This window comes from Bradyrhizobium sp. ISRA436, from assembly GCF_029910015.1.
In the GTDB taxonomy this organism is placed as follows: domain Bacteria; phylum Pseudomonadota; class Alphaproteobacteria; order Rhizobiales; family Xanthobacteraceae; genus Bradyrhizobium.
Map to the genome: position 1 here is coordinate 6,242,824 of NZ_CP094519.1, position 24,987 is coordinate 6,267,810.

Sequence of the window (24,987 nt, forward strand, 5' to 3'; positions counted from 1 at the left end):
GGCCTTTTCAGCCCGTCGTCTGCGGGTCGCCCACTCGCTGACGACGCGGAGCGAGCCTCGAAAGCCACGCGCCTTTAAAACGGCGCCAAAGGTCAGCCCCGTTGCGACAGCCGGACGCCCACTGATCGTCGAGCCATGTCAAATGCAAGTCCAGCGAACTTTGCCGGGTCCGGAAGACAACGACAGCGCTCTTCTTTGGTTTTGATATTCGAGCAAATATGCCGCTGCTACAATCGAACTTCCCAGCGTGAGATTGAAGCCGCCAATTGCTTTGAAAGTCATCAGCTAAGAACGTTATGTAGTAGACGCAGCGATACCTCTCACCGGAATTGTCGATTCCTTCAAAAGCAAAGTTTCCTCCGGCCTCAATGACGCCGCCTGCAACTCGGGCTCGAGGCGCATTTGACATCCAAACGTCGCCGTTTTCTCGAACTTGGATGGAAAAGTTTTCCTTGATGTGATTCCATTCTCCAACGAGCTGATCGAAGATCGACTGCTGCGCTAAGACCTCAGTTGGCGAGAAGATTGCCAACAGAACAAGCGTAAGAACTGGACGGCCTAAAAAGCGTCTTAAGCTCCACCCTCTAGAACATATGGAAAAAGCGCCGTCCAAGTGGGATGCCTAGCCGGTTCTGCGTGTACGAAGATCTACTCTGAATTGTGGACGTGCGACGCCTTGCTCTAGCGGTTATGAATTGCCCAAACGAGTGCCACTGCCAATGCCGTGTAGCCGATAAACATCGAGACGGTGACCGCACGGCTCCGAACAGTCGAGCTCCAATTGCCGACGCTGATAAAATAATCAAGGATTAGCCAGATAGCGCGCTCGAGCACCTTACAGCCCTCATCATTGATCCGCAGGCAAAATCCGTGGAGTTCGCTTGGACGAAGCCGACAGCAACCGGGGTTGGTGTCGGTTACGCAGATCCCGTTTGGTCAGGCGTTCCGGGAGCTCTGTCGGAATACATTGGCAACGTTCGTACCGAGCCGCATTCGCCCTACCGCGTCAACCAAGCTCCATAGATGAGGGCAAGGTGTGCAAAATCCCGTTGACATAACGCAGCACAAAAGCCCGCTAGCGCTCAATTCTCCAAAATGTCACCGTAAAACTACGGGGAAGCCGGAAGCCTCACGCGATCGGCACATAGACAACTACCGCGACGACTATCGCAAGCCATACCAGCGAGAGACGGAAGTAAAGCACATCGCGGTTCATGCGCCGATGGTAACGAACGAGGCTGACACGAGCCTTGTAGGGACAGGTCCCAACGGATTGACCTAGGTCAAACCCTCGCCCGCCCAGGGCGAATTGCCTATACGATATTCTGGCCGATCCGGGCTGGGATAGCGGCTTAGGGTATCAAATGGAAAAGCACCGAGCGACACAGAAGTTTCGCTAGGTGCCTTCTGTGGCCATGGGATGTGCGCTGCGAACGCCGGACCTTGTAGTTCGGTATATTTCAACGAGGTGCTGATCGAAGTGAAGGTCGTGCTCAGCGCAGAGCCAACGCCATTCACCGCAGCGATGATGGCGATGGCAGTGCCGGTCGCGATCAGGCCGTATTCGATGGCGGTAGCCTCAGACTCGTTCCTTCGTCACGATAGCTCACTTGCGACTCTATCCTGACGGCACCTCGCAGATCAGCGTTCCCGCCGACGATCTGTGCACGCTCCATCTCCCGCGCGAGAAATTGAGCGACACGTGGAGACAACGGCATACCGGCGTTGGCCACGGCGTTGAGACTGCGCCGTTCAGTGTCCGTCACCTTGATAGAGGGAAGCGTTTCCACCTGCGTCCGGAGGGGGCCGTCCTTCGAATTCGTCATGAGCGCTCTCTTCCAGTTATGCGGCTGTCGGGCCCGGATCGTCATCCGACGCTCCTGCCTTTGCGGATGTTGGGGCACGGAACAACGGCACAACGTTCGAACGCGATCGTTCCACGTTCTCGATCAAGATGAAGTCCCGGCTACCAGCGCCAATGTGAGGCATCCGGTCGCCGCGCCTCAGACCGATCAACGTGGCCCCTAGAGCAGACAACACAGAGATGCAGTCACGACCGTAAGATTGGTCTTCAGGCCAGACAAGTTGAACCGACCTTCTCGAAGCGTCCCAGTTCGTTCGGTAGGTAACCCATGATCCTATCCTGACGAGCGAGTCGGCTTCCCCCACCTCGTCGGACACGATCTCCGCCCGATTGATCTCGCCCACGAGGAGCAGTGCGTCCATATTCCCGCCATTCCAGGCGGCGCGCGCGATCCGTTCAAGACGAGGATAGTCCGATGCTGTCAATGAGACTTTGGGAAGAGGCAACAAGGCGACCTCCTTCTGCTCAATAAGAGCACCTTCGAAATCGACGCAGTTATCAGGGTTCCGAAGGGTGAAGAACCCGAACGGCACGACGCGCGACACCTGCATTTCTTGCAACACCAAAATAATCCGCTACCGACACGTCGGCATGCGGCGAAAGAGCACACATATCGCTTCACCTTCTTTCAGCATTACGCCCAACGAGGTACGGTCAAGGCAAGCGATTTGAATTGACATTTTTCAGCAGAAATCCTGCTATTAACGCATGGACATCGAGCTCGCCCGAACATTCGTGGAGATCGTCTCGACCGGCAGCTTCATCAAGGCCGCCGAACGCTTGAATGTCGCACAGACCACGGTCAGCGCACGCATCCGCCTGCTCGAGCAGCAGCTCGGACGACCTCTGTTCGTCAGGAACAAGACCGGCGCCAACCTCACTCCGGCGGGTCAGCAGTTCTTGCGCTTCGCTCCCCATTTCGTGCAATTGTGGCAGCGCGCAAAGCATCAAGTGGCGGTGCCCAATGGCCACAGCGCCGTATTGACGATCGGAAGCGAGGTCAGCCTGTGGCAACCGCTTTTGGTCGATTGGGTCAGAACGATGCGACGTTCCCATCCCGACATCGCGCTTCGCGTTCACGTCGACGTACCTCAGGATTTGACCACTCACGTCGCGGACGGCCTCGTGGATATTGCCATCATGTACGCTCCGCAGCAGCGGCCCGGAATTGGGGTCGATTTGTTGATGGAGGAAGAGCTCGTTCTCGTAACCACCGATCTGGCCAAACATCGCAAAGGTGACTCCGGGAACGTCCATGTTGAATGGGGGTCGGAGTTCTCCGTTCATCACGCAATGAGTTTTCCGGATGCGGCCCCGAGCCTGCTGACCAATCTCGGTCCGTTCGCCCTGACCTACACTCTCCTGGAGGGAGGCTCCGGATACTTTCGAATGCACGCCATTCAACCCTATCTATTGACCGGAGACCTTCACCTGGTGCCGGGCGCGCCCCGTTTCTCCTTTCCGGTCTATGCAACTTACTCGACCAATGTGGATGCTGCCGCGCTGGACGTTGCGCTTGCCGCTTTGCGGGCAGCGACTGTCGCGAAGAAATAGAAGCCAAGACAGTTACACGTCGTCGAGTAATATTTTTGCTTGAAGCGAGCAAATTAACGCATTTGCCCAGCGTACAATTTGTTGAGATGGTATCGGAAATCCAGAGCGCATAAGCAGCCAGATGGAGGAGGAGTGCCCTGGCCTGCTCGGAGGGGCGTCGTCTTGAAGGACGGCCATCCATCGTTCTTACGAAGACGGATCGAGAGCTCTTGTCCGGATTGCTTCGAGACCGGGCCATCGATGTAAACATCGCGCGCCTGCTGCGTGAGGAGATCGAGCGCGCCGACATCGTTCCGGAGGGTCTCGCGCTGACTTCAGTCGTCAGGCTTGGGTCCGAGGTGACATTCGTCGACCACGCACATTCAATTTCCCGAGACGCCCGCCTTGTCCTTCCGGAACAAGCCGGAGGCGGCCACCGCCTGTCGATCCTGACTTCGGTTGGAAGCGCTCTTATTGGCTTCGGTCCCGGTCAGTCGTTCCATTGGTCGGAGCATGGCCGAGAGGAGCGTTGCAGTCCTGGCAGTGGGAAAAAGCAAATCGCCTCGGCCCACCGAAATGCGCCTTTTACGCAGTCGTTGACCAGGGACAGATCACCCACCCCTCCGGTGGTGGCGCTTCCCGTCACGCCGCGCATTGGATGCCCGCTCGACCTCCCAGAAGAGCCAAACGAACGCGGAGCCAAGCCCGATAGCCACCACCATGAGCACGAATGCCAAGGCCGGCGCGGTGATCATCCATCTACGTCCTTAGTCTGCCGTCAGGAGATCGCGGCGCCATCAGTGACCGCATCGACTGGAATCGGGGATTCCGTTCACGGCCCCGGAGTCGATCGTATCGAGCAATTCGACTTGTTTGCGGTGCAACAACAACAAATACATCAGCTTTGCGTTAAGCTTCGGATCGACGATGTTCACGACGGCATCCTCAATCATGTTCGCCAACCCGACCTGATTGGCGCGGGCGAATGCGACGCCATTGCGGACGATACCAACCGGATCGGACGCAGAGGATGCCCAGCCCCGGCGAATCATGTGCGCGCCACCTTTCCTGATCATTTCCTTCTTGAGCAGGACACAAATCGCTGCCTGCGCCAGTTCGGACTCGAATATCAGGTCTGCGAGCTCCTGCTTGATGATGGAGCGGCCCACCAACGCGAAGGCTCCAATGCCTGCACGCTCGCCTTCGATGAGACTGTCAAGGAAACGCAGCACTTCTACCTTGGACCAATATCCGACGTGCGCCGGGTCTTCTTCGTTCAATCCGTGTGTTGATGATGCGAACTTGCCCTCACCATTGCTTACGCCATCCTGCAACGAGGTTTTGTTCATGATGTCGTTCCCTCAAACGCGGGTTCTGACCGTCAAGACTGCGCGTGATCGACGACGCGTCTCGGCCACCATGACTTGGCGACCTCCGCGCGGCGATTGCAAACGAGAAGAATTGTCGGTTTCCAGCAATGACGTCGATACATGAGGCGCCGGAGAGAACTCTCCCGATCTCAGCTATCAATAACGTTGCCCTCAAATAGCGAGACTTTTCATTTGTCGTCATCGGTCTCGGGAATATGTTGATGGCGAGCCTTATGGTTCTCGCCGTTTCGTCACGAGCGGGATGACCGCAGGCCGCCACTCGCAAAGACGGAGATCGCACGTGTACCAGAGAATTCTCTTGGCCTTCGACGGCTCGCCGGATGGCCGCGAAGCGCTCGCTCAAGCCCAAGGCCTGGCGTTGTCGTGCGGCGCCGCCGTTCATCTCCTCGCGATCGTCGACCGGACCGAGAGTATCCCGGTCGGCGAAGCGATGTCGTTCATCGTTTCCGATGCGCAGCGGTTTGCCATCCAGTCAGTGATCGACGAAGGCGTGAGGCGTCTGCACGACGCCGGTTGCTCAACGGTGGGAGCCCTGCGGTACGGCAAGCCATCCGAACAGATCGTTCTCGTGGCCAATGAAATGAAGGCCGATCTGATCGTGATCGGCCATCGAGACCAGGGAACGCTTTCGCGTTGGTTGAATGGTTCCACGGGAGAAACCATCTTGCATCATCCGCCCTGCAGCGTGCTGGTCGCCGTCAAGCCCGAGAACCGCGCAGACAACGTCAGGCCGTTCGAGAGGCCGAAGACGAAAGGGACGCAGAAGGCTTCGTGATCAACTCGTTCCGGCCTGTTGCCTGGCCCGGCGGTGCCCAAATCCCTCCCCGCCGGGCCAAGCCCGCGCAAATTAAGGGAGGATCAGATGGAGATCACCAAAACCTCCGTGTTGTCGCCAAAGTACGACGAGTTTCTGTTTGCGGTGATCTGCGAAGACGGCAACGGTACCCAGATCAGCGTTCTTTCCGCGTTGACGCGAATGAATGTCGACCCCTGGGCGGAAGCCGCTTGTCTCGATGGAATGGCCGGCCCTCGTGCACGGAAGCGCTTCGTCGCGGTCGTCGATCAAGTCTCCGGACGGACCTGGAGCGGTCCCGAGAAGGATGAGGTGGCGTCGAGGTTGGTCGGACTGTTACCGTCGTTCAAGACGAAGGCGAACTCAATGCCGCCTCCAGAGATCAACCTTCTACTGCTCCTCTGCCTCGTGGTTTGGCTGGGCTTCCTGTTCGCAACCGCCGTCTCGACCTACTACAACCACGGGGCGGATGGCGTCTCCGCGAGCTATTCCATCAGAATGGATCCCCCGCCAAACAAAAGTGGCACAAGGATCGCCACGGACTGACGTTTCCCGATAGCTCCGCAACGAACGGGACCGGTCTTTCATGTCGCCGTGCCAAACACCGCGCTCGCACGCGAGTCTAGTCCCTCGAATTCACTGCACCTCTTTTGGTTTGATCGAGCGATTAAATTCGTTTGTCTGGAGGGAAAAGGCGAGCGACGCTTCCGACCAACCAGGAGGTCGCTATGCCGGAGGACGGCAACGGTTCAGGCATCGTCGCGCTGCTATGGGGACTTTGGGTCTACGGATTATTCAAGTTTTGGTTCGAGCATTTATCATCGCTCGCGAAGGCGAAAGCCGCGCAACACTCGAGGCAAGCGATCTCGCATTTGCGACCTTCGACACCGAGCGCTCCGGCACGCTGTACGGATCTCGAAGCGTTGGCATCCAATATTCTCATCTGTTGGGGCGGATTGACCCTGACCGACTTCCTCAATGGCAGATTGACGGCCTATGAGGCGATCGTCGCGGCATTCGAGGCCGGCGATCAGGTGACGCTGCTCAGGCACGTTTCCCCTGAGGTGTACGCCGCATTTACGGACGCGTTCGCGGCGAGAGAGGATCTGCTCGAGAAGACGGACGCCGTGTTCGCTCTGGTCATGCCTCCCGAGATCGTTGCCGCGCGCATCGACGGCACCCATGCCGAGATATCCATCCGCTTCATCGCCGACTCCTACAAGCTCTCGGAAAGCGGCCAAAGGAGGCGTGAAGGGCAGCACAGGGTCGACGTCTGGACATTCGGTTGCACCCTGCCGGGCAGCAGATGGAGCCTGATCGCGACGGAGGCCGGAAAATGACCCGGAACCCTGGATGCTTTGACCGAAACGATGACGAGCACGACACCCCTCACGAATATGCGTCGCCACCCTGCCACATGCACGAGATCTATCCCGCCTACTTCGGGTCGTTGCCCCCGCCCTGTCCGACGTCGGACCAGAAGTTGGACGTCCCTCCGGAGGAGCACCACGTAATCGTCTCGTGGGCGACCCTGCCATGCGTCAGGCATCTCCGGGCCTTCGGACGAAGCGCTGCAATTCAGTTCGACCGAGTGCAAAGGATCATCACCGCACTGATTAGTTCGAAAAGCCTGCATTAGCCCGCCGCCGATCTTGAAACTCAAGGAAGAACGCAATGTCACTTTCCGCGGATGTCGCTTCTCACGGACATGCACACGACCTGCCAACCGGCTGGCGTCGGTACCTCTATTCGACCAATCACAAGGACATCGGCACGATGTACTTCGTGTTCGCCATCTGCGCGGGATTGATCGGCGGGATTTTATCGGTGGTGATCCGGGCCGAACTGCAGGAGCCCGGCCTACAGATCTTCAGCAACCCACACACCTACAACGTCTTCGTAACGGGTCACGGTCTGATCATGATCTTCTTCACGCTGATGCCGGCCATGATGGGCGGCTTCGGCAATTGGATCGTGCCGCTGATGATCGGCGCACCCGACATGGCCTTCCCGCGCATGAACAACGTGTCCTTTTGGCTGCTTCCGGCCTCGTTCTCGTTGCTCATCATTTCGATGTTCGTCGAGGGAGAGCCTGGCTCGTCCGGAGCGGGTACGGGCTGGACGCTCTACGCGCCGCTCTCTACCGCTGGCCACCCTGGTCCGGCCGTCGATTTCGTCATTCTGTCGATGCACCTGGCCGGAGCATCCTCGATCCTCGGCGCGATCAATTTCATCACCACCATCTTCAACATGCGCGCCCCCAGAATGACCATGCACAAGATGCCGTTGTTCGTCTGGTCGGTACTGGTGACGGCCTTCCTGCTGTTGCTGTCGCTGCCGGTGCTCGCGGGCGCAATCACGATGCTGCTGACCGATCGGAACTTCGGGACGACGTTCTTCGCGCCGGAGGCCGGCGGCGATCCTGTGCTGTATCAACATCTCTTCTGGTTCTTCGGTCACCCGGAAGTCTACATCATGATCCTGCCCGGCTTCGGCATGGTCAGTCAGATCGTATCCACCTTCAGCCGAAAGCCAGTGTTCGGTTATCTCGGAATGGCTTATGCGATCGTGGCCATCGGGTTCATCGGTTTTGTCGTCTGGGCCCACCACATGTACACCGTTGGCATGACCAGCAGCGCCCAAGCCTACTTTGCGGTCGCCAGCATGGTGATCGCGGTGCCGACCGGCGTGAAGATCTTCTCGTGGATCGCCACGATGTGGGGCGGCTCGATCGAGTTCAAGGCGCCGATGCTGTGGGCGATCGGCTTCATCTTCGTCTTCACGATCGGCGGTGTCACCGGCGTGGTCCTGGCCAATCCGGGCATCGACCGATCACTTCAGGACACCTACTACGTCGTTGCCCACTTCCATTACGTACTGTCGCTCGGCGCCGTGTTCTCGATTTTCGCGGGCTGGTACTACTGGTTTCCAAAATTCACGGGCTACATGTATTCGGAAGCCCTCGCCAAATTGCACTTCTGGCTGACCTTCATCGGCGTCAATCTTGCCTTCTTCCCGATGCATTTCCTCGGACTGTCGGGAATGCCGCGGCGCATCGTCGATTATCCCGACGCCTTCGCGGGCTTTAACCTGATTTCCTCGATCGGGGCTTACATCTCCGCGGCCGGCCTCGTCGTCTTCTTCGTGGGCACCGTTTACGCCTTCGTCCGCAAGTCGAGGGCGGCCGGAAACCCGTGGGGCGTTGGTGCGACCACGCTGGAATGGACGCTGTCTTCGCCGCCACGATTCCATGAATTCGAGGTTCTCCCCCGAATTCAATGATCATCCGTCCTGGTTGTGCTTAATCGATCTCGGCTGGGAGATTAAGCCATGCGTAGTTTTGGTATCGTGGCGCTTTGCGAGCGCCGGCGGATGGTGGCGATCGCGCGTGCAAGTACCGGTTTTTGCGGCGAGAGACCACCGAGCTTTTCGCAGCGATCCCGTGATAGCCGAGATATCAGCGAGAAGGTGCGATCCAGCACTCGCTCGCACCGTCAGGCGTCGGCAGGCTCCGCAATTCGCAGGTTAATCACAGTTTCACCGGATGTGCTCGTCTCTTATCCAAAGCCCGTCAATACAAGTGTTCAATGCGTTCTCTTCAGCTATTCTATGTACAACCCACCGTACCGAAGCACTGTCCAAGCGGTTGGTTAGGCCAGGCGCGTGCTCACGAACGTGTCCAGGCTGCTCCTTCTTTCCAAATCCGTCCTTTGCAGGCAACGTCGATGACGCGCATCCAAAGCCTCGACATCCCCCGGTTCCTCGAGGGCGCGTTGCTGCGCCGCAACGGATGAGTGACTTCGCTCGATCTGTCAGCACCGCCCTCACGTTGCTCAGTGAGGCCGACCCCGAACTCGTCGGCATCGTCGCCTTGTCGCTCCGCGTGAGCCTGACGGCGAGCGTTGTCGCGTTGCTGATCGGAGCGCCGATCGGGGCCTGCCTTGCGATCGTTCGCTTCCGGGGACTGCATGCGATTGTCGTGCTTGCCAACGCTCTCCTCGGACTTCCGCCCGTCGTGGTCGGGCTCGCGCTCTATCTGCTGCTTTCCCGGTCTGGGCCTTTTGGTTCCGCGGGGCTCCTATTCTCGCCAGCAGCCATGGTCATCGCGCAGACATTGCTCGCAGCGCCGATCGTGGTCGCGCTGGTGCATCGGCCATCGACGCTGCTCTGGGCGGAGTACGGCGATCTCGCGCGCACCGACGGCCTGTCGGCCGTCCGCAGTATCTTGCTGCTTTTCGCCCTTGGGCGAGCCTCGCTGTTGACCGCCTTTCTCGCCGCCTTTGGGCGCGCCATTGCCGAGGTAGGCGCCATCATCATCGTTGGCGGAAATATTCGCGACCTCACGCGGACCATGACGACTGCAATCGCGCTGGAAACCAGCAAAGGAGACCTGCCAATGGCGCTCGGGCTTGGACTGATCCTGGTTGCCTTGAGCGTCGCGGTTTCTACCGTGGCGTTCCTGCTATTGGGCCGCGTTGGGGAAAAATAGCTGCTCGCCGTCGACTTTGTAGTTGGCTATGGTCTCCTGCCCCTTCGCTGACAGGAGCCAGTCGATGAAGGCCTGGCCGTCTTTGACCTTCACGTTCGGATGCTTCGTCGGATTCACCAGCATGACTCCGTACTGATTGAACAACCGCTTGTCACCTTCGGTGAGGATAGCGAGATCTCCCCGGTTCTTGAACGAAAGCCAGGTCCCGCGGTCGGACAGCAGATAAGCGTTCGATGATGACGCCATGTTCAATGCCGGACCCATACCCTGCCCTAGCTCCCGATACGAACTTCCCCTACCGGTCATGGGCTCGATTCCTGCCTCTTTCCAAAGCCGCAGCTCGGCCTCGTGCGTACCCGAGTGATCGCCGCGCGAGACGAACAGCGCTCTTGCATCTGCGATCTTGCGAAGCGCCTCGACGACGTCCTTTTCGCCGGCGATCCGCGCTGGGTCGCCTTTCGGTCCGACGATGACGAAGTCGTTGTACATCACGTCGAAGCGCTTCACCCCCTGGCCCTCCGCCATAAACTTGTCCTCGGCGGGACGGTCGTGGACAAAAACCACGTCGGCGTCGCCGCGGCGACCTATATCAAGCGCCTGACCGGTTCCGACTGCGACGATCTTAACCCCGATGCCTTCGACTGTTGAGAATTGCGGCAGTAGGTAGCCGAACAACCCTGACTGCTCGGTGGACGTGGTCGAGGCGACCGTGATGGAACGTTCCTGGGCTCGCGCTGCGCCGATGCAACAGACGAACGCGAACAAGATTGCAACAACTCTCATCGTCATCTCCATATCGCGCCAAAGTGCATTGGTAGCGCCCGGCCTTGTCGGTGAAAAGGAGCCAGTCGCTGCGACGTTTTGCCATGTCGTCAGCCGTCGTTGGTGGAGTCGTGTTGAGATCCACGGGGGGCGAGAGAAGCCGTCTTCCGGACGCTGGAAACATGATCGGCATCCGTCGATCGAGCGGTATGGCCGACTTCCACAACGATTACGCTTGTGTTGAGCACCTTGTCCGCAAGCGATGGCCCAACGGTTTCGTCTACGCGCACTGCGCATCGGGGGAGGCCGGCGGTTGGAAGCCAAGCCGCGGAATACGCTCGAAAAAGCGACCAAGCCAGCCGACGCCAGACGTCGGTGATCGCCGGCACCGTCATGCACGGCACCCATCTGCCGCACCGGACGTGGTTCATCAAGGCGGATCTGGCGGCGACGCACTCGAATTTGATTAGACTGGCGGACAGCCTACACGATGACCCGTGCCAGCAACGCCACGCACAATACAATGCCGATCAAACCAACCGCAACAACGATTGCCACGAATCCAGCGTTGGATATGTCAACCACTGTACCCTCCTGTTGCGAGCCAGCACGCCGCAGCGCGCCGGCTAAGAGTTCAAGAGACGAACAAACTGACAAGGACGGGCACTCCAAACATAACGATGGCAAGAGCGATCGCGGAGACGGCCGCATCTCTATTTGAAACAGGACGCATCGCAAAACTCCTTCAGTTCGTCGCTGCCAAGACCGTGACCAAGCGCGTCTGTTCGTCGGGCATCTTGAACTCCATCGTCTGACCGGCCGACATGCCGATCAAAGCCGCTCCGACCAGGGTGAGCACCGAGATTCGCCGGCCCTCGACATCGGCCTCGTGCGGGTACACCAGCACGAGGCCCCTGACCTGCCCGGTCCTGTTGTCGCGGTAGCGGACGTGCGATCCCATCTTGACGACATCAGGCAGGTCAGCATCATCCGGCTCCACGTCTCCACGATCGAGTTCACTCTCGAGGAAGTGCGCGACACGCGGAAACAATCGTCGGCCACTATTCGCTAGCGAACTGAGCTGGTTCGCTTCGTCCGTTGTGAGCAGGATGGACGGCGGGTTTATGGAAACGCTGTGTGGCTCCTTGTCGACCATGTTAGGGCTCCTTTCAGGGCTGCGGTTAGGCCCGGATCGTCATCGATCGGGGCATTGATTCTTCCTGGCTGCCTAATAACTACAAAGAGGGCGCTGCTAGCGGTTCTGATCGCGCGCGGAACGACATTCGAACGTTTGAAATCACCGAACGAGCAGTCGCGAGCCTCGGCTCCTTTGTCGTGAGGCGGGGGCTCGATTAGTTCATCGTCGGCGGAGCGCAACTGCTGGCCATTTCGGTTCCGATCGATTGACGCTCTCTATCCTGACGACGTTCATGTAGCCCGCAGCGAAATATGGCATCTGGTCTCCAGCCCGGAGACCGATCAGGGCCGCGCCCAACCGTGAAAGGACGGAAATCCGATCCAGGTCGGAAGTGCCGTCTTCCGGCCACGCCAGTTCAACCGTCTTTCGGGGAACGCTCCAGTTCGCGCTGCACGTGACCCACGACCCAACCATTGCGACGGACTCGATGCCGGGAGTGTCGTCCGGGACGATCGTTGCGCGGTCAATCTCCATGAGCAGAAACATTGCGTCGATGCTCCCCTGCCGTGCTGCAACGCGCGCGAGTTTCTCAAGGCGGGAATAATCGGATGCGGTTAAGACGACGGCTGGCAGCGGCAACACGAATGCGCTCCTTCTCTGTGCACGGCATTGTCTCAGCCGGAGGCGGATGCCGCCTCCTTTGCGGTTCGTGGGGGAGCTCCCCGCCGACCGGCAGCCGTGGCAAAACAAGCCAAAACGGCGGCAGGCGTCGTCGCTGCCCGGATGTGGCGCCGCAACCGCTCAGATCGCAATGCCCGGCAGGCCGCGGCCAGCGTCGGGAGAAAGCCCAGGAGATCGTCACGCGGCCAGATCAACGCGTAGAGAATGTCGACGGGAAGACCGTCGAGCGCGTCGAATTCGATCGACGTCTTTAGTCGAACCAAAAGCGTCGCCGGCGCCGCGCGACCGTCCACCAAGGCGTGCGGAATCGCAACCCCACCGCCAAAGCCGGAGGATCCAAGCTTCTCCCGGCGCGTGAACGCCTGGCGAAGAAGTGCGGCGTCGCAGCCGGTGCGCGCCTCACCCAACGATGCGAGTTTGGCGAGCGCCGAAGCCTTGTCCGATGCCCCCACGCCCAGAACGACGTCGTCCTCGGTCAACAGATGATGAGCCAACACGAGCGCCCTCCCCGACGCCAGCGAGACATGCGAACGCGCGTCACGTCGCCCGTTCGTGTCCAAGGTGAATGAAACCGGACGCTTTACGTCCAATGAGATCCGGCTGCCGAGAGATTTGGAGCCGACAATTTACGCCGCCGTCGGCCCGGGATCGTCGTCGGCCGGCTGATCGTTGGCGCAGCCGGGCTTCCGAAAGAGCTTCCCGAGGATTGGCTCCGGTCGACCTACGCTCTCAACCCTGACGACGTTCATGCATCCGGCGACAAAGTACGGCATCTGGTCGCCGACCCGCAGGCCGATCAACGCGGCTCCGAGCGGGGACAGGACCGAGATTTGGGCAGGATCGGATGTCCGCTCTTCGGGCCAGACCAACTGCACGGTGTTTCGCGGGCCGGGCCAGTTCATCCAATACGTCACCCAGGACTCGATCGTAACGACCGTCTCGATATCGCGAGCATCGCCAGGAACGATCTCCGCCCGGTCGATCTCGCCCATCAGGAACGTCGCATCCGCGTTCCCTTGGCGGCTGGCAACTCGAGCGATGTGTTCCAGACGGGGATAATCGGACGCGGTTATCGTGATTTTCGGCAAGGGCAACATGGCATCTCCTCCAGTTCACGCGAAAACCGGGCTTCGGCAGGGGAGCCTTGGGCAAAATCGCGATGGCAATGAGACTCCAGACGGCGCTTTGGCCGTCCGGCTAAATGCCCGTCCGCAGCCGCCCGGCGTGCAAGCACAATCGCGCCGTGCGCGGATCAACCAAGAAGACTTGGACCATGATGGGCAAACTATAGTCTCTTTCCTGGACGAGGCATTGCGGCGAAACCGCGCAACAGACCCGAGGGTCCCCCTTTTCGTCGGGTGGGGGAATGAAAACGTCCCGCCATCGCTGGCGGGACGTTACGGCAGTCAGTACATCCGTGATCTGCCGCATCGCTCAGCAGACGAGCGACGTATCACATAGGATTTGTTGCACCCAATTCATGGGACACGATCATTCGCAACAATACCAGCCTCACATTCAAGAGGCGCAATCTGCCCCGGTGCATTATTGAACTTCAACCGCACGCCGCAACCTGAGCCGCTCTCGGAGCTGAACACTGTCCCGAGCTTCTCTCATGCATGCACGATCGCGTCGATCTCAAGCGGTTCCTGAAGCCCGACGATAGTCTCGAAGCGCTCTATGACCGAGAGATCCACGCCGGATCGTTTTGCAAGTAGCGGTCGTGCACCCTCGACGAGAGCGCGGGCGACGTGGCACTGCCAACCAGTTATCATCGACCTTTCCCCTCCTCCTGACCGCCATTCCTAGCGGATGCCTGACGTTGACGAGCGATGCGTGTGCTTCTGAACGTCATCAGGGTCGATGAACCAAATGAAGGCCACCCAAGCCAAGAGTACCGCTCCGGCGCAAATCAGCATCATTCCTTACACCTCGCACCACCTGGCGCTCATACCGACACGATCCAGCGCTCGGGATATCGATCATACCTCTCGGAACGGGGAGTTGGTTCGATGCCCTCGACAGGTCGAAGGTCGTCTCTTGAAAACGGCAATGTAGCGTCGTTGAAGCATGGCCAACATCTAGTGACAAAGCCTTCACACTTCAATCAACTGCGACAAACCGTACTGATCCAAGTGGGGTGCGGGCGCGGCCCCCTCGGCTCGTACCAACCCTGTCGCGACAACAAGGACGGTGGCGGAGCAAATCAATCCAGCGGCCACGCCCCGGCTGCTCTTTAAGATTGCTCATTCAGGAGTACAGCTGCGTGCGTGGCAAGGCTCTCGCGTACCAAGTTAGGTCGTTTTTAGAACGAACTGGAACAAGGCGTCATACATCGTCATGCCGAGCCAACCGATGCCGACCACATGAAACACGACCAGCGTATCGGCGGCAGGAAAACCGAAGCCAGCCGCTATCAGCGCTTCAGCCCCGACCAGCCGAACGGTCGCGATCGCGTAGTAGCTCATGGTCCAGCTCGAGAGGGCCCGCCGATCATGGTCGCCTCGTCACCGGCTGCGCACGGTGCAGAGGAGACGCGCATAAGTCAGCGCGAAGCCGAGAAACGCGATCGTCCAGGCCGTTCCTGCCACCGGCAGCAAGACGCCAGCATGCGAAGGCTCGAGTGAGGCGCAGACGCGCGCTAGTGCTGCCGTTACAACGGCAAGGTAGAGCGCCTGGGTTGAACGCGAGGCCGCCAGCGGCTGGCCGGTGTGTCCAAGGGACGCTCGCGTCATGACCGCGATCGTCATCGTTCCTATGGCCCCCGCGGTCCAAGCGTGAACACCGGCGCCGGGTGCGATCAGATCGAACGCCGACAAAGCGGCAAGGAAATATCCGACCGGAACAAACGCGTAGGCGACGTGAAGGATCAGCACAAGGCGCTCCGGAAGCGTCCGCTCACCGGCCCATCGCGCGAGGCGGACGAGATGCAGCCCGCCTGCGCAGCAAAGCGCCAAGGCGGCAACGCGGCCCTCCGGCGCAACGACCCAAATGCCAAGCGTCACAACACCTGCCACCATTGCGACGGCGTCGAACCGACCAAATGGGGCCGGCATCCGTCCCTCCGCTCGGCGCGCGAGCCAGTTGCGGGTGAAGCTCGGCACGATGCGACCGCCGATGACGCCGATCAGCGTCACCACGAGGGCAATTCCGGCGCGCGCCGAGTACTCCGCGATGCCTTCCAAGTGCGCCTCCACATGGAAGGCGACGTTGGCGGCTGCGAGCAGGATGACGACGGCCACGACCGTCAGATTGCCCCACTTGCGCCCCGCCACGATCTCACGCATGGCGGTGGCGGCGAGAAGCAACAGAAATAGCGCATCCACCGTCATTGCCGCGCGCCATCCGATCGTTCCGGAAAAGCTCACGGCAAGGCGCCCCGCCAGCCATATCGAGAACAGGGCGGCCAGTCTCGTTCCCCGGATTGGCGATCGTTCCGTCCAGTTCGGTATCGCGGTCAGCAGAAAGCCGGCGATCACCGCACCGACGTAGCCGAACAGCATTTCGTGCACGTGCCAGTCGAGCGGCGCCAAGGCCGTCGGCAACGAGACGTTACCGGCAAAGACGGCGAGCCACAGCGGGATCGCGACACCGGCCAGGATCGCGCCAAACAGGAAGAACGGTCTGAATCCGTAGGAGAACAGCGTTGGCCCCACATACGCAGACACCGTTGTCGTCGTTCCCATCAGGTGTTCTCCATTTCACCCTGTTCGCGCTACGGCAAAGGTGGTGCGGTCACGCAAACGAATTGAATTGACAATTCCATGCAAAAATCTTGCTACAACGGCCGGGCACTCGCGAAGATAAGCAAGAGGGGGCAGCGGAACGGCTCGTAAGCGAATGTGTGGCCTCGACAGGTCGTAGAGCCTCCTCCGTCCGACAAGTCCCGGTCCTTTACTCGCAACGAAGAACCGTTTTGCTGCGGCGCTCTCCGCTTGCCGTGCACCAATCGATCGAGGCCCCCACGGATAACCCTATCAGGGCCGCTCCCAACGGCGTTAAAACCGAAAGGGCGTTCTGTATATTGCTCATCTCGCCGGGAAACACGAGGGTAATTCTGCTGTTTTGCCCGGTGATATTGTCGCGCAAATGCACCCGCGAATGAACGGCGACGACGCCCCTTCAGCAAATCCGGATGACTACTCCGTTCTGGTCGCCTATATGAACGTCCACGCTGTGACGCTGGCCTTGCGCAAATGCGGCGATCAACTGACCCGCGAGAATCTGATCAAGCAGGCCACCTCCCTCAACGGCGAACGGCTGCCGATGATGCTCCCGGGCATCTCGATCAGCACTAGGCCCGGCGACTACACGCCATTCAAGACGCTCCGGATCGCGACGTTCGATGGAACGAGTTGGTCTCTGACCGGTGAGCCGCTGTCGGCGGATTAGGAACTCAGGCGAAAAGCTCTCACGAGGTTTTTCGCCTGTCCCCGGAAGGCGCATCCGACCCTCAGGACCTATTCCGTCGGGATCGGTCACGTCGCCGATTGTGCGACATCGATATCCACCGTTGGAGCGCGTGACGGTTGGAACCCAATCAACTTGGCCACGCGGAATCTGGATCACGCCGCTGCGCTCTCTCGATTCGGGAGCCTCACACCGACCGCACCTGTCAGCGCTACGCGCGCTGGCGGTGCGCTTGCATCCCTCCGTTGGTAGAAGCCGGCGCTGTGAATCCATAGAGAAACAGGTCCACCACCATATCGGCGAACTCTTTCGGATCGACTCCACCCTTCGGATCGTACCAGGTGTGGCTGAAGTTCAGGATGCCGAACAGCATCATGCTGTAGACCTTCTTGGTCCGCTTCACGACCTTGCCTTCCTTATCGAGTCGGATCAGAAGGTCCGAGATCACGTCGACCAGCTGGCGCTCCAGCGCCTTGATAGCATCCTGCTCGGTCTCCCCCAGGAACGACAGGTCATTCAAGATTACCCGCTGCTCGTCGCTGGAGCGCGCATTGAGCGCGACGATGGCCTGGATGGCGGCGCGGAACTGCTCCAACGTTGTCGCCTTGCCAGCCATCGATACCTCGACATCCGCGATCATCTCGTGAATGTGCGCATCGAGGATCGCGAATAGGATCGCCTCCTTGGACTCGAAATAATGGTACAGCGCGCCGCGCGACAGCTTGCAAGCATCCGCAAGGTCCGCAATCGAGGCACGCATATAGCCCTGCCGCGCGAACAGGCCGCAGGCGGTGGTGAGAATGCCCCGCTGGATCTCGTCGTAATTCTCTGAGCGCGTCCGCGCCATTACCGTCTCTCTCGTGCACCATCGGCGCCGCCGGAATCGGGCGACTTCCGTCCCTCTATACTACCGCCGCCCTGCGCTCTCCTCCCCTTTGCGGGCACCATCCACCAGAACTCTTCCATCGCTCGTGATGACGGGCGACCTGCGTCAAAAAATAATTTGAACGACCGGTCGGATTATATTATCGTGACCGTCATCAAGCAAGTGGATTGCGCATGCCGGGACCAACAACCCGGCGGCATTGAGGGAGGCTGCGCGTGGATGCTCATAAGGTCGATGCTGTCGTGATCGGAGCCGGCGCCGGCGGGCTGTGCGCCGCGGCGCGTCTCGCCCATGGCGGGCTGCATACGCTCGTCGTCGACGGCAAGGACCGGCTCGGCGGCCGCGCCTCGACCGAGGAGATCGACGGCTTCAAGGTCAATATCGGCGCGATCGCGGTCGAGTTCGGCGGGGTGTTCGAGGAGACCTTCCACACTGTCGGCGCGCCGCTCGATATCCGGGCGCCGGAGCCCGCGAGCTCGTTCTTCATCGACGGCAAGGTGATCGATGTCGGCCGCGGCGGCTGGTCGCTGCTGCTCGGCCAACTGACCAAGCAGGCCTCGCGCATCCTGGAGAAATTCGCCGACGCCCGCTCCGGCAACCTGCCCGACGGGCGGCAATCGACCGAGGACTGGCTCAAGGGCTACACCAGCAACGCCACGGTGCACGCGCTGTTCCGCAACCTCTGCGCGGCGATCTTCGCCTGCAACGCCGCAGAGCTTCCGGCGCGCGCCTTCCTCACCTATTTCACCAGCAAGGGCGCCTTCAAGAAGTTCGGCTTCTGCCCGCAGGGCACGATCGGCGTCTGGAACAGCCTCGGCAGCGCGATCAGACGCAATGGCGACATCTGGCTCGGCACGCCGGCGACGACGATCCACACCTCGAATGGCAAGGTCGAAGGCGTCACCGTGCTGCGCAACGGCGAGAAGATGCGGATCGACACCGATCTCGTCATCAGCAATGCGGGACCGAAGGCCACCGTCGCGCTGGCCGGCAGCGCGGCATTTCCGGCGGACTACATCGCGAAGGTCAAGAACGACCTGCGCCCGGCCGCCAATATCGTCATCAATGTCGCGAGCCGTGAGCCGCTGATCAATCATCCCGGCATCGTCACCTTCGGCAAGACGCGCCGGCTCTGCAACATGGCGAACCTCAGCGCCACCTGTCCGGAGCTCGCACCACCTGGTTGGCACCTCTATGTCGCCTATGCCGTGCCGGTGCCGGCACTCGGCGATTTCGACTCCGATGGTGAGGTCGCGCTCGCGCTCGAGGATCTACGCGAGCAATTCGCGAATTTCGACCAGGCGAGGATCCTGTCGATCCGAGTGATGCGCGACGACTGGCCGGCGCAACGCAGCTGCGCCGGCTACGATCTGCCGCGCGAAACCGGTGTCGTGGGCCTGTGGTGCGTCGGTGACGCGGTGAAGAAATATGGCAATGGCGGCACCCAAGCTTGCGCCGAGACCGCCAAGATCGTCACCGATGCGATCCTCGCCGCGCGGCCGCGTCGCTCAGCCGGCCGGGTCTGAACGCGATGCCGACGACCATCCCGCATCCGACGCCGCAGGCAACGCCACAGGCCACGCCAGCGCCGGATGCCCTGCTCGAATTCCGCAACATCCGGATCGTCTACGACAACGCGATCGAGGCGATCCGCGATGTCTCGATCGCAGTGCCCGAAGGCAGCATCGTCGCCCTGCTCGGCTCCAACGGTGCCGGCAAGTCGACGCTGCTGAAGGCGATGTCCGGCATCCTCTACACCGAGGAAGGCGTGATCGAGAACGGCAGCATCCATTTCCGCAATGACGAGGTGCATCGCCTCGCGCCCGACGAGCTGGTCCGCCGCGGCATCGTGCAGGTGCCGGAGGGCCGCCGCGTGTTCGCGGCGCTGACCATCGACGAGAATTTGCAGATGGGCGGCTACACCAGGACCGGCGCCGAGGCGCGCGAGCGCCGCGACAAGGTGTTCGCGCTGTTTCCACGCCTTCATGAGCGGCGCGACCAGATCGCGGGCTACATGTCCGGCGGCGAGCAGCAGATGCTCGCGATCGGCCGCGCGCTGATGACCGATCCCGTTCTGCTGGCGCTCGACGAGCCGTCGCTGGGCCTCGCACCGCTGATCATCGACCGCATCTATGAGGTGATCGTCCGCCTGCGCGACGAGCTGAAGATGACGGTGCTCTTGGTCGAGCAGAACGCGCAGCGCGCGCTCGACATCGCCGACTACGGCTACATCCTGGAGACCGGCCGCGTGGTGCTCGACGGCACGGCAAGAAAGCTGACGGCCAACGAGGACGTCCAGGAATTCTATCTCGGTGTCTCCTCTACGGGACGCAAGAGCCTGCGCGACGTCAAGCATTACAAGCGCCGCAAGCGGTGGCTGTCGTGACCGCGCTGCTTGCGATCGAGAACCTGTCAAAAAGCTTCGGCGGCCTGCAGGCGGTCGCCGATGTCAGCCTGCGGGTCGCCCCTGGCGAGATCTGCAGCGTGATCGGCCCGAACGGCGCCGGCAAGACCACGCTGTTCAACATGATCTCGGGCGTGCTGCGGCCGAGCGCAGGCCGCATCACCTTCGACGGCATCGACCTTGCGACCATTTCGCCCTGGAAGTTCGCCGCCGTCGGCATCGGCCGCACTTTCCAGAATCTCGCGCTGTTCAAGCACGGCACCGTGGTCGAGAACATCCTGACCGGCCGCCACCCCCATCTGCGCTCGACCGTGCTCGACGCCGTGGTGTTCTTCGGCCGCACCCGCAAGGAAGAGATCGCGGCCCGGCAACGCGTCGAACACATCATCGAATTCCTTGAGATCGAGCATATCAGGGATGCCGTGGTCGGCACGCTGTCCTATGGCCAGCAGAAGCGCGTCGAACTCGGCCGCGCGCTCGCCTGCGAACCGAAACTGCTGCTGCTCGACGAGATGGTCTCCGGCATGAACCAGGAGGAGACCGAGGACATCGCGCGCTTCGTGCTCGACATCCGCGACGAGCTCGGCATTACCGTCTTGATGATCGAGCACGAGATGCGCATCGTGATGGACATCTCCGATCGCATCCATGTGCTCAATTTCGGTCGCAAGATCGCCGAAGGCACGCCCGACGAGATCAGGCGCGATCCCGCGGTCGCGGAGGCCTATCTCGGCGGCCAGCGCACTGAAGCGATGGCGAAGGCAGGCGCGTGATGTCGACGCTGGACAGTTTTCGCACCGTTCATCCGCCGTTGCAGGCCAGTGCCCCGCGCAGTGCGCCTGCGGCGGGCGCCGATGCGTTCCAGGCGGCGCTCGAGGACGCCGCCATCACCATCCCGCAATTGCTGCGGCAGCGCGCCGCCATGCATGGCGAGGCGCTGGCGCTGCGCGAGAAGGACTACGGCATCTGGAATCCCTATTCCTGGCGGCACTATTACGAAACGGCGCGCGCGGTCGCGCTGGGCCTGCTCTCGCTCGGCATCAAGCCCGGTGACCGTGTCGCCATCGCCGGCGAGAACGCGCCGGAATGGTTCTACGCCGATCTCGGCACCCAGATGATCGGCGCGGTTGCGGTCGGCATCTATCCGACCAATCCCTGGGTCGAGCTGCAATATATCGTCAAACATTCGGGCGCCCGAATTGTCGTCACCGGCGACCAGGAGCAGACCGACAAGGTGCTCGACGCGATGGCCAACAATGGCGGCCTGCCCGATCTTGAGGCCATTGTCTGCATCGACATGAAGGGGCTGCGGCACTATCGCCAGTCGGAACTGATGTCGTTCGCGGCGCTATGCGAGCGCGGCACGACATATGCGAGAGAGAACCCGGAGGCCAACGCCACCCTCGACCGCCTGATCAGCCAGGGTGCGCCCGACGATGTCTGCATCCTGGTCTACACGTCGGGCACGACGGGCCCGCCGAAGGGTGCGATGCTGACCCATCGCAATCTCGTCTACGCCGCCTATGCCTATGCCAAAACCGTAGGGATCGCCGATAAGCCGTTCGAGGCGGTGAGCTATTTGCCGTTGTGTCACGTCGCCGAGCGCTGCTACGGCACGGTGACGCATCTCGTGCTCGGCGGCACCGTCTCCTTTGCCGAATCGATCGACACGGTCGCGATCAACATCCGCGAGATCGCGCCGACCTTCTTCGTCGGCGTGCCGCGCATCTACGAAAAATTGCAGCAGGGCTTCCTGTTCCGCCTCGGTGAAAGCGGCAGGCTGCGGCAGAGTTTTACAAGAGCGTGCCTTGCCTGGGGCCGTACGCTGTCCGACCGTCGGCAGGCCGGCAAGGACGGGCGGCTCGATCGCGCCGCGTTCGGCCTGCTCTATCTCCTGATGTTCCGCAATTTGCAGCGTCATCTCGGTTTCGCCTACAGCCGGCATCGGCTGTGTGCCGGCGCCTCGATCTCGCCGGAGACGTTGCGCTTCTTCGACATCATCGGCCGGCCAGTGTCGCAGGGCTATGGGCTGACCGAGAGCGGTGGCGTCGCTTTCATCCAGACCGCAGACCATCACCGGATCGGCGGTTGCGGCGTGCCCTTGCCGCGGACCGAATGGAAGTGCGATGCCGACGGCGAGATCCTGCTGCGCAACCCCGGCGTCTTCAAAGGTTACTTCCTCGACGAGAAGGCCTCGACCGCTTCGCTGGAACAAGGTGGCTGGCTGCGCACCGGCGACATCATCGACATCCTCGACAATGGCGAGATCGCCGTGGTCGACCGCAAGAAGGCGATCATCATCACCGCCGGCGGCAAGAACATCGCGCCATCGGAGATCGAGAACGCACTGAAGGATTCCGAGTTCATCAAGGAAGCGATCGTCGTCGGCGAGGCCAAGAAGTATCTCGGCGCCATCATCCAGGTCGATTACGACAATGTCGGCCGCTGGGCGCGCGACCGCGCGCTGGCCTATACCAACTACAAGTCGCTGTCGCAGCTGCCGGAGGTGCACGAGCTGGTCGAGCGGATCGTGGGCGAGACCAACAAGCGGTTCGCCCGGGTCGAGAACATCAGGCGCTTCGCCATCCTCGAGAAGGAGCTCGACCACGACGATGGTGAGCTGACCGCGACGCAGAAGGTACGCCGCGCCATGATCGAGAAGAAGTTCGCGCGCGAGCTCGCCATCATCTACCAGACGGAGGGCTGAATGCAGTATTTCATCCAGCTCTTGATCTCCGGACTTGCGATCGGCGCGATCTACGGCCTGATCGCGATGGGCTTTGCGGTGATCTACAAGTCGACCGGTCTGGTCAATTTCGCGCAGGGCGAGATGACCATGATCACCGCCTATATCGCCTGGACCATCTCGTCCACGGTCAACGGCAATGTGTTTGTCGTCGCAATAGGCGCCATCCTCGCTGCGGTCGTACTCGGCCTCGTCATCGAGCGGCTGGTGATGCGGCCGATGCTTGGCGAGCCGGTGTTCGCGACCGTGATGGTCACGATCGGGCTCGCCGTGATCCTGCGCTCGGCGATCAACTTCATCTGGGACGCCTACCCGCACGGTCTCGATATCGGCATGGGCCGCGGCATCGTGCATCTCGGGGGCATCGGCGTGCGCACCGGGCAGGTTGCCGTGATCGCGACGCTGCTGGTGCTGCTCGCCGCGATCTGGGCGTTCTTCCGCTACAGCAAGGTCGGCGTCGCGATGCGCGCGGTCGCGGCCGACGACCGCACCGCGCTCCTGATGGGCATCAGCGCAACCAAGGTGCACGCGCTGGCGTGGGCCGCGTCCTCCGTGATCGCCGGCATCGGCGGCGTGTTCTTCGCGCTGTCCTACGATCTGTCGCCGGCGATGTTTCAGCTTGGGCTGAAGGCGTTTCCGGCCACGATCTTGGGCGGCCTCGACGCCGTGCCGGGCTCCGGCCTCGGCGGCCTCCTGATCGGCATCACCGAAAACCTGGCCGGCGGCTATCTCGGCTCCGGCATGAAGGAGGTCGCGGGCTTTGCCATGATCATCGTGGTGCTGATGATCCGCCCGTTCGGCATCTTCGGCGAACGCGACATCGAGAGGGTCTGATGCGCACCGGCGATTACAAGCAGACCTATGGCGAACTGGTTGCGCTGATCGATTCCCCGCCGGTGTGGCTGTGGTCGGCGGTGCTGCTGCTGGCGCTGATCGCGGCGCCTTACCTGCTGAACTCCTACGCGCTGTCGTTCCTGATGATCATCCTGATCACGGTGACCGGCGCGCTCGGGCTCAACATCCTGACCGGCTACACTGGCCTGATCTCGCTCGGCCATGTCGGCTTCCTCGTCACCGGCGCCTATGCCTATGCGGTGCTGGTGTCCAAATATCAGATGCCACCGCTGGTCGGCTTCCTCGGCGCCGGCGTGGTGCCGGCGCTGGCGAGCCTGATCGTGGGCGCGCCGTCGCTGCGGCTGAAAGGGCTCTATCTCGCGATCACCACGCTCGCCTTCTCCTTCATCATCAACACCGTGATCCTGGAGATGCGCTGGCTCACCAATGGCGCCCGCGGCATTCAGATACAGCGGCCTGAAATCTTCGGCATCAGCTTCGATAGCGATGCCGCCTTCACCTATCTCTGCCTTGCAATCGCGGCGCTGACGCTGCTTGCAACGCTCAACATCCGCCGCAGCCGGGTGGGCCGTGCCTTCGTCGCGATCAGGGATAACGATACCGCGGCCCGCGTCATGGGCATCAATCTGCACGCTTACAAGCTGTTCGCCTTCGTCACCTCGGCCTTCATCGCCGGCATCGCCGGCGCGCTCTACGGAATCTATCTGTCCTTCGTCAGCGTCGAGGGCTTTCCGTTCCTGCTCTCGATCGAGGCGCTGGCGATCCTGATCGTCGGCGGGCTCGGCTCGGCGCTCGGCGCAGTGCTCGGTACCATCCTGATCGTGCTGTTGCCGGAGGCGACCAGGCTCATCTTCAGCCTGTTCAGCGCGCAGATGGACGCAGCATTCACGACCGGCGCGCAGGAGCTGAAGAGCATGCTCTACGGCCTCGTCATCATCCTGTTCCTGCGCTTCCAGCCGAGGGGGCTGGTCGGCGCCTGGCACGACATCAAGCGGGCCTGGGTCCATTGGCCGCTGCGCTACTAACCAAAAAAAG

25 protein-coding genes and 2 pseudogenes are annotated in these 24,987 nt (G+C 61.1%); 14 read left to right on the forward strand and 13 right to left on the reverse strand.

Going from position 1 to position 24,987, the window contains the following annotated elements; all coding sequences use genetic code 11:
* Positions 1-7: 7 nt before the first annotated feature.
* The 4 genes and pseudogenes from MTX23_RS29025 to MTX23_RS29040 form a co-directional block, all read right to left on the reverse strand.
* Complete coding sequence (locus MTX23_RS29025; RefSeq protein ID WP_280973550.1) at positions 8-532, reverse strand: hypothetical protein; 525 nt, start codon at positions 530-532, stop codon at positions 8-10.
* Between the two features lie 926 nt (positions 533-1,458).
* Positions 1,459-1,593 (reverse strand): annotated as a pseudogene (locus MTX23_RS29030) (Flp family type IVb pilin); the annotation flags it as partial.
* Positions 1,554-1,826, reverse strand: a complete 273-nt coding sequence (locus MTX23_RS29035; protein ID WP_280973551.1) for a hypothetical protein — start codon at positions 1,824-1,826, stop codon at positions 1,554-1,556. The pseudogene MTX23_RS29030 and the gene MTX23_RS29035, both read right to left, overlap by 40 nt.
* A 16-nt stretch (positions 1,827-1,842) precedes the next feature.
* Positions 1,843-2,427: a GreA/GreB family elongation factor gene (locus tag MTX23_RS29040; protein WP_280973552.1), complete on the reverse strand. Its 585-nt coding sequence runs from the start codon at positions 2,425-2,427 to the stop codon at positions 1,843-1,845.
* Positions 2,428-2,572: 145 nt separating this feature from the next.
* Between MTX23_RS29040 and MTX23_RS29045 the strand changes: the two genes are divergently transcribed.
* A complete protein-coding gene (locus tag MTX23_RS29045) occupies positions 2,573-3,418 on the forward strand; it encodes a LysR family transcriptional regulator (protein WP_280973553.1) in 846 nt (281 codons plus the stop codon).
* A gap of 776 nt (positions 3,419-4,194) precedes the next feature.
* On the opposite strand, the gene MTX23_RS29050 is transcribed toward MTX23_RS29045, so the two are convergent.
* Positions 4,195-4,746, reverse strand: a complete 552-nt coding sequence (locus tag MTX23_RS29050) for a hypothetical protein (protein WP_280973554.1) — start codon at positions 4,744-4,746, stop codon at positions 4,195-4,197.
* Positions 4,747-5,086: 340 nt separating this feature from the next.
* Here MTX23_RS29050 and MTX23_RS29055 point away from each other — a divergent pair, with 340 nt between their 5' ends.
* The 5 genes from MTX23_RS29055 to MTX23_RS29075 all read left to right on the forward strand — a co-directional run bounded on the left by MTX23_RS29055 (position 5,087) and on the right by MTX23_RS29075 (position 10,070).
* A complete protein-coding gene (locus tag MTX23_RS29055; RefSeq protein WP_280973555.1) occupies positions 5,087-5,563 on the forward strand; it encodes a universal stress protein in 477 nt (158 codons plus the stop codon).
* Positions 5,564-5,650: 87 nt separating this feature from the next.
* Complete coding sequence (locus MTX23_RS29060) at positions 5,651-6,127, forward strand: hypothetical protein (RefSeq protein WP_280973556.1); 477 nt, start codon at positions 5,651-5,653, stop codon at positions 6,125-6,127.
* Between the two features lie 182 nt (positions 6,128-6,309).
* A complete protein-coding gene (locus MTX23_RS29065) occupies positions 6,310-6,921 on the forward strand; it encodes a TIM44-like domain-containing protein (RefSeq protein ID WP_280973557.1) in 612 nt (203 codons plus the stop codon).
* 334 nt (positions 6,922-7,255) lie between these two features.
* Positions 7,256-8,863 (forward strand): cytochrome c oxidase subunit I, encoded by a 1,608-nt coding sequence (ctaD, locus tag MTX23_RS29070; protein WP_280973558.1) that lies wholly within the window; start codon positions 7,256-7,258, stop codon positions 8,861-8,863.
* Between the two features lie 508 nt (positions 8,864-9,371).
* Entirely contained in the window at positions 9,372-10,070 is a 699-nt protein-coding gene (locus MTX23_RS29075; RefSeq protein ID WP_280973560.1) for an ABC transporter permease, read from the forward strand.
* Here MTX23_RS29075 and MTX23_RS29080 read toward each other — a convergent pair.
* Positions 10,044-10,853 carry a substrate-binding domain-containing protein gene (locus tag MTX23_RS29080; protein ID WP_280973561.1) on the reverse strand — a complete coding sequence of 270 codons (810 nt, stop codon included), beginning with the start codon at positions 10,851-10,853 and terminating at the stop codon, positions 10,044-10,046. The two genes, MTX23_RS29075 and MTX23_RS29080, sit on opposite strands and share 27 nt — an antisense overlap.
* Before the next feature lie 342 nt (positions 10,854-11,195).
* Here MTX23_RS29080 and MTX23_RS29085 point away from each other — a divergent pair.
* A pseudogene (locus tag MTX23_RS29085) lies at positions 11,196-11,300 on the forward strand (IS1595 family transposase); the annotation flags it as partial.
* A 277-nt stretch (positions 11,301-11,577) separates the two neighbouring features.
* Here the strand turns inward: MTX23_RS29085 and MTX23_RS29090 are convergent.
* The 6 genes from MTX23_RS29090 to MTX23_RS29115 all read right to left on the reverse strand — a co-directional run bounded on the left by MTX23_RS29090 (position 11,578) and on the right by MTX23_RS29115 (position 16,337).
* Positions 11,578-11,988: a GreA/GreB family elongation factor gene (locus MTX23_RS29090; protein WP_280973562.1), complete on the reverse strand. Its 411-nt coding sequence runs from the start codon at positions 11,986-11,988 to the stop codon at positions 11,578-11,580.
* Between the two features lie 201 nt (positions 11,989-12,189).
* Positions 12,190-12,612, reverse strand: a complete 423-nt coding sequence (locus tag MTX23_RS29095; RefSeq protein WP_280973563.1) for a GreA/GreB family elongation factor — start codon at positions 12,610-12,612, stop codon at positions 12,190-12,192.
* Positions 12,613-12,644: 32 nt separating this feature from the next.
* Positions 12,645-13,130: a PTS sugar transporter subunit IIA gene (locus MTX23_RS29100; RefSeq protein WP_280973564.1), complete on the reverse strand. Its 486-nt coding sequence runs from the start codon at positions 13,128-13,130 to the stop codon at positions 12,645-12,647.
* Positions 13,131-13,277: 147 nt separating this feature from the next.
* Complete coding sequence (locus MTX23_RS29105; protein ID WP_280973565.1) at positions 13,278-13,748, reverse strand: GreA/GreB family elongation factor; 471 nt, start codon at positions 13,746-13,748, stop codon at positions 13,278-13,280.
* A 1,197-nt stretch (positions 13,749-14,945) separates the two neighbouring features.
* A complete protein-coding gene (locus MTX23_RS29110; RefSeq protein WP_280973566.1) occupies positions 14,946-15,119 on the reverse strand; it encodes a hypothetical protein in 174 nt (57 codons plus the stop codon).
* A 39-nt stretch (positions 15,120-15,158) separates the two neighbouring features.
* Positions 15,159-16,337 carry an NnrS family protein gene (locus tag MTX23_RS29115; protein ID WP_280973567.1) on the reverse strand — a complete coding sequence of 393 codons (1,179 nt, stop codon included), beginning with the start codon at positions 16,335-16,337 and terminating at the stop codon, positions 15,159-15,161.
* Positions 16,338-16,752: 415 nt separating this feature from the next.
* On the opposite strand from MTX23_RS29115, the gene MTX23_RS29120 reads away from it, so the two are divergent.
* The gene (locus MTX23_RS29120; RefSeq protein ID WP_280973568.1) at positions 16,753-17,043 is read left to right on the forward strand and encodes a hypothetical protein; all 291 of its coding nucleotides are present in this window, start codon (positions 16,753-16,755) and stop codon (positions 17,041-17,043) included.
* Positions 17,044-17,272: 229 nt separating this feature from the next.
* Here the strand turns inward: MTX23_RS29120 and MTX23_RS29125 are convergent, their stop codons facing one another.
* Positions 17,273-17,908: a TetR/AcrR family transcriptional regulator gene (locus MTX23_RS29125; protein WP_280973569.1), complete on the reverse strand. Its 636-nt coding sequence runs from the start codon at positions 17,906-17,908 to the stop codon at positions 17,273-17,275.
* Positions 17,909-18,162: 254 nt separating this feature from the next.
* Here MTX23_RS29125 and MTX23_RS29130 point away from each other — a divergent pair, with 254 nt between their 5' ends.
* The 6 genes from MTX23_RS29130 to MTX23_RS29155 are packed head-to-tail and all read left to right on the forward strand — an operon-like array spanning position 18,163 to position 24,977.
* A complete protein-coding gene (locus tag MTX23_RS29130; RefSeq protein WP_280973570.1) occupies positions 18,163-19,473 on the forward strand; it encodes an FAD-dependent oxidoreductase in 1,311 nt (436 codons plus the stop codon).
* A 5-nt stretch (positions 19,474-19,478) separates the two neighbouring features.
* Positions 19,479-20,333 (forward strand): ABC transporter ATP-binding protein, encoded by an 855-nt coding sequence (locus MTX23_RS29135; protein ID WP_280973571.1) that lies wholly within the window; start codon positions 19,479-19,481, stop codon positions 20,331-20,333.
* Positions 20,330-21,124 carry an ABC transporter ATP-binding protein gene (locus tag MTX23_RS29140; protein ID WP_280973572.1) on the forward strand — a complete coding sequence of 265 codons (795 nt, stop codon included), beginning with the start codon at positions 20,330-20,332 and terminating at the stop codon, positions 21,122-21,124. Before MTX23_RS29135 ends, MTX23_RS29140 begins: the two co-directional genes overlap by 4 nt.
* On the forward strand, positions 21,124-23,058 hold the full coding sequence (locus MTX23_RS29145) for an AMP-binding protein (protein WP_280973573.1): 1,935 nt from the start codon (positions 21,124-21,126) through the stop codon (positions 23,056-23,058). The genes MTX23_RS29140 and MTX23_RS29145 overlap by 1 nt, the downstream gene beginning before the upstream one ends.
* Positions 23,059-23,931, forward strand: coding sequence for a branched-chain amino acid ABC transporter permease (locus tag MTX23_RS29150; protein WP_280973574.1), 873 nt, complete (start codon positions 23,059-23,061; stop codon positions 23,929-23,931).
* Positions 23,931-24,977: a branched-chain amino acid ABC transporter permease gene (locus tag MTX23_RS29155; RefSeq protein ID WP_280973575.1), complete on the forward strand. Its 1,047-nt coding sequence runs from the start codon at positions 23,931-23,933 to the stop codon at positions 24,975-24,977. The genes MTX23_RS29150 and MTX23_RS29155 overlap by 1 nt, the downstream gene beginning before the upstream one ends.
* Positions 24,978-24,987 lie beyond the last annotated feature (10 nt).

Excerpts from the sequence above, each read along its gene's own strand:
- MTX23_RS29035 (WP_280973551.1), bottom strand. The coding sequence starts at position 1,826 with ATGACGAATTCGAAGGACGGCCCCCTCCGGACGCAGGTGGAAACGCTT.
- MTX23_RS29045 (WP_280973553.1), top strand. The coding sequence starts at position 2,573 with ATGGACATCGAGCTCGCCCGAACATTCGTGGAGATCGTCTCGACCGGC.
- MTX23_RS29050 (WP_280973554.1), bottom strand. The coding sequence starts at position 4,746 with ATGAACAAAACCTCGTTGCAGGATGGCGTAAGCAATGGTGAGGGCAAG.
- MTX23_RS29060 (WP_280973556.1), top strand. The coding sequence starts at position 5,651 with ATGGAGATCACCAAAACCTCCGTGTTGTCGCCAAAGTACGACGAGTTT.
- MTX23_RS29065 (WP_280973557.1), top strand. The coding sequence starts at position 6,310 with ATGCCGGAGGACGGCAACGGTTCAGGCATCGTCGCGCTGCTATGGGGA.
- ctaD (WP_280973558.1), top strand. The coding sequence starts at position 7,256 with ATGTCACTTTCCGCGGATGTCGCTTCTCACGGACATGCACACGACCTG.
- MTX23_RS29075 (WP_280973560.1), top strand. The coding sequence starts at position 9,372 with ATGAGTGACTTCGCTCGATCTGTCAGCACCGCCCTCACGTTGCTCAGT.
- MTX23_RS29080 (WP_280973561.1), bottom strand. The coding sequence starts at position 10,853 with ATGAGAGTTGTTGCAATCTTGTTCGCGTTCGTCTGTTGCATCGGCGCA.
- MTX23_RS29090 (WP_280973562.1), bottom strand. The coding sequence starts at position 11,988 with ATGGTCGACAAGGAGCCACACAGCGTTTCCATAAACCCGCCGTCCATC.
- MTX23_RS29105 (WP_280973565.1), bottom strand. The coding sequence starts at position 13,748 with ATGTTGCCCTTGCCGAAAATCACGATAACCGCGTCCGATTATCCCCGT.
- MTX23_RS29110 (WP_280973566.1), bottom strand. The coding sequence starts at position 15,119 with ATGAGCTACTACGCGATCGCGACCGTTCGGCTGGTCGGGGCTGAAGCG.
- MTX23_RS29115 (WP_280973567.1), bottom strand. The coding sequence starts at position 16,337 with ATGGGAACGACGACAACGGTGTCTGCGTATGTGGGGCCAACGCTGTTC.
- MTX23_RS29120 (WP_280973568.1), top strand. The coding sequence starts at position 16,753 with ATGAACGGCGACGACGCCCCTTCAGCAAATCCGGATGACTACTCCGTT.
- MTX23_RS29125 (WP_280973569.1), bottom strand. The coding sequence starts at position 17,908 with ATGGCGCGGACGCGCTCAGAGAATTACGACGAGATCCAGCGGGGCATT.
- MTX23_RS29135 (WP_280973571.1), top strand. The coding sequence starts at position 19,479 with ATGCCGACGACCATCCCGCATCCGACGCCGCAGGCAACGCCACAGGCC.
- MTX23_RS29145 (WP_280973573.1), top strand. The coding sequence starts at position 21,124 with ATGTCGACGCTGGACAGTTTTCGCACCGTTCATCCGCCGTTGCAGGCC.
- MTX23_RS29150 (WP_280973574.1), top strand. The coding sequence starts at position 23,059 with ATGCAGTATTTCATCCAGCTCTTGATCTCCGGACTTGCGATCGGCGCG.
- MTX23_RS29155 (WP_280973575.1), top strand. The coding sequence starts at position 23,931 with ATGCGCACCGGCGATTACAAGCAGACCTATGGCGAACTGGTTGCGCTG.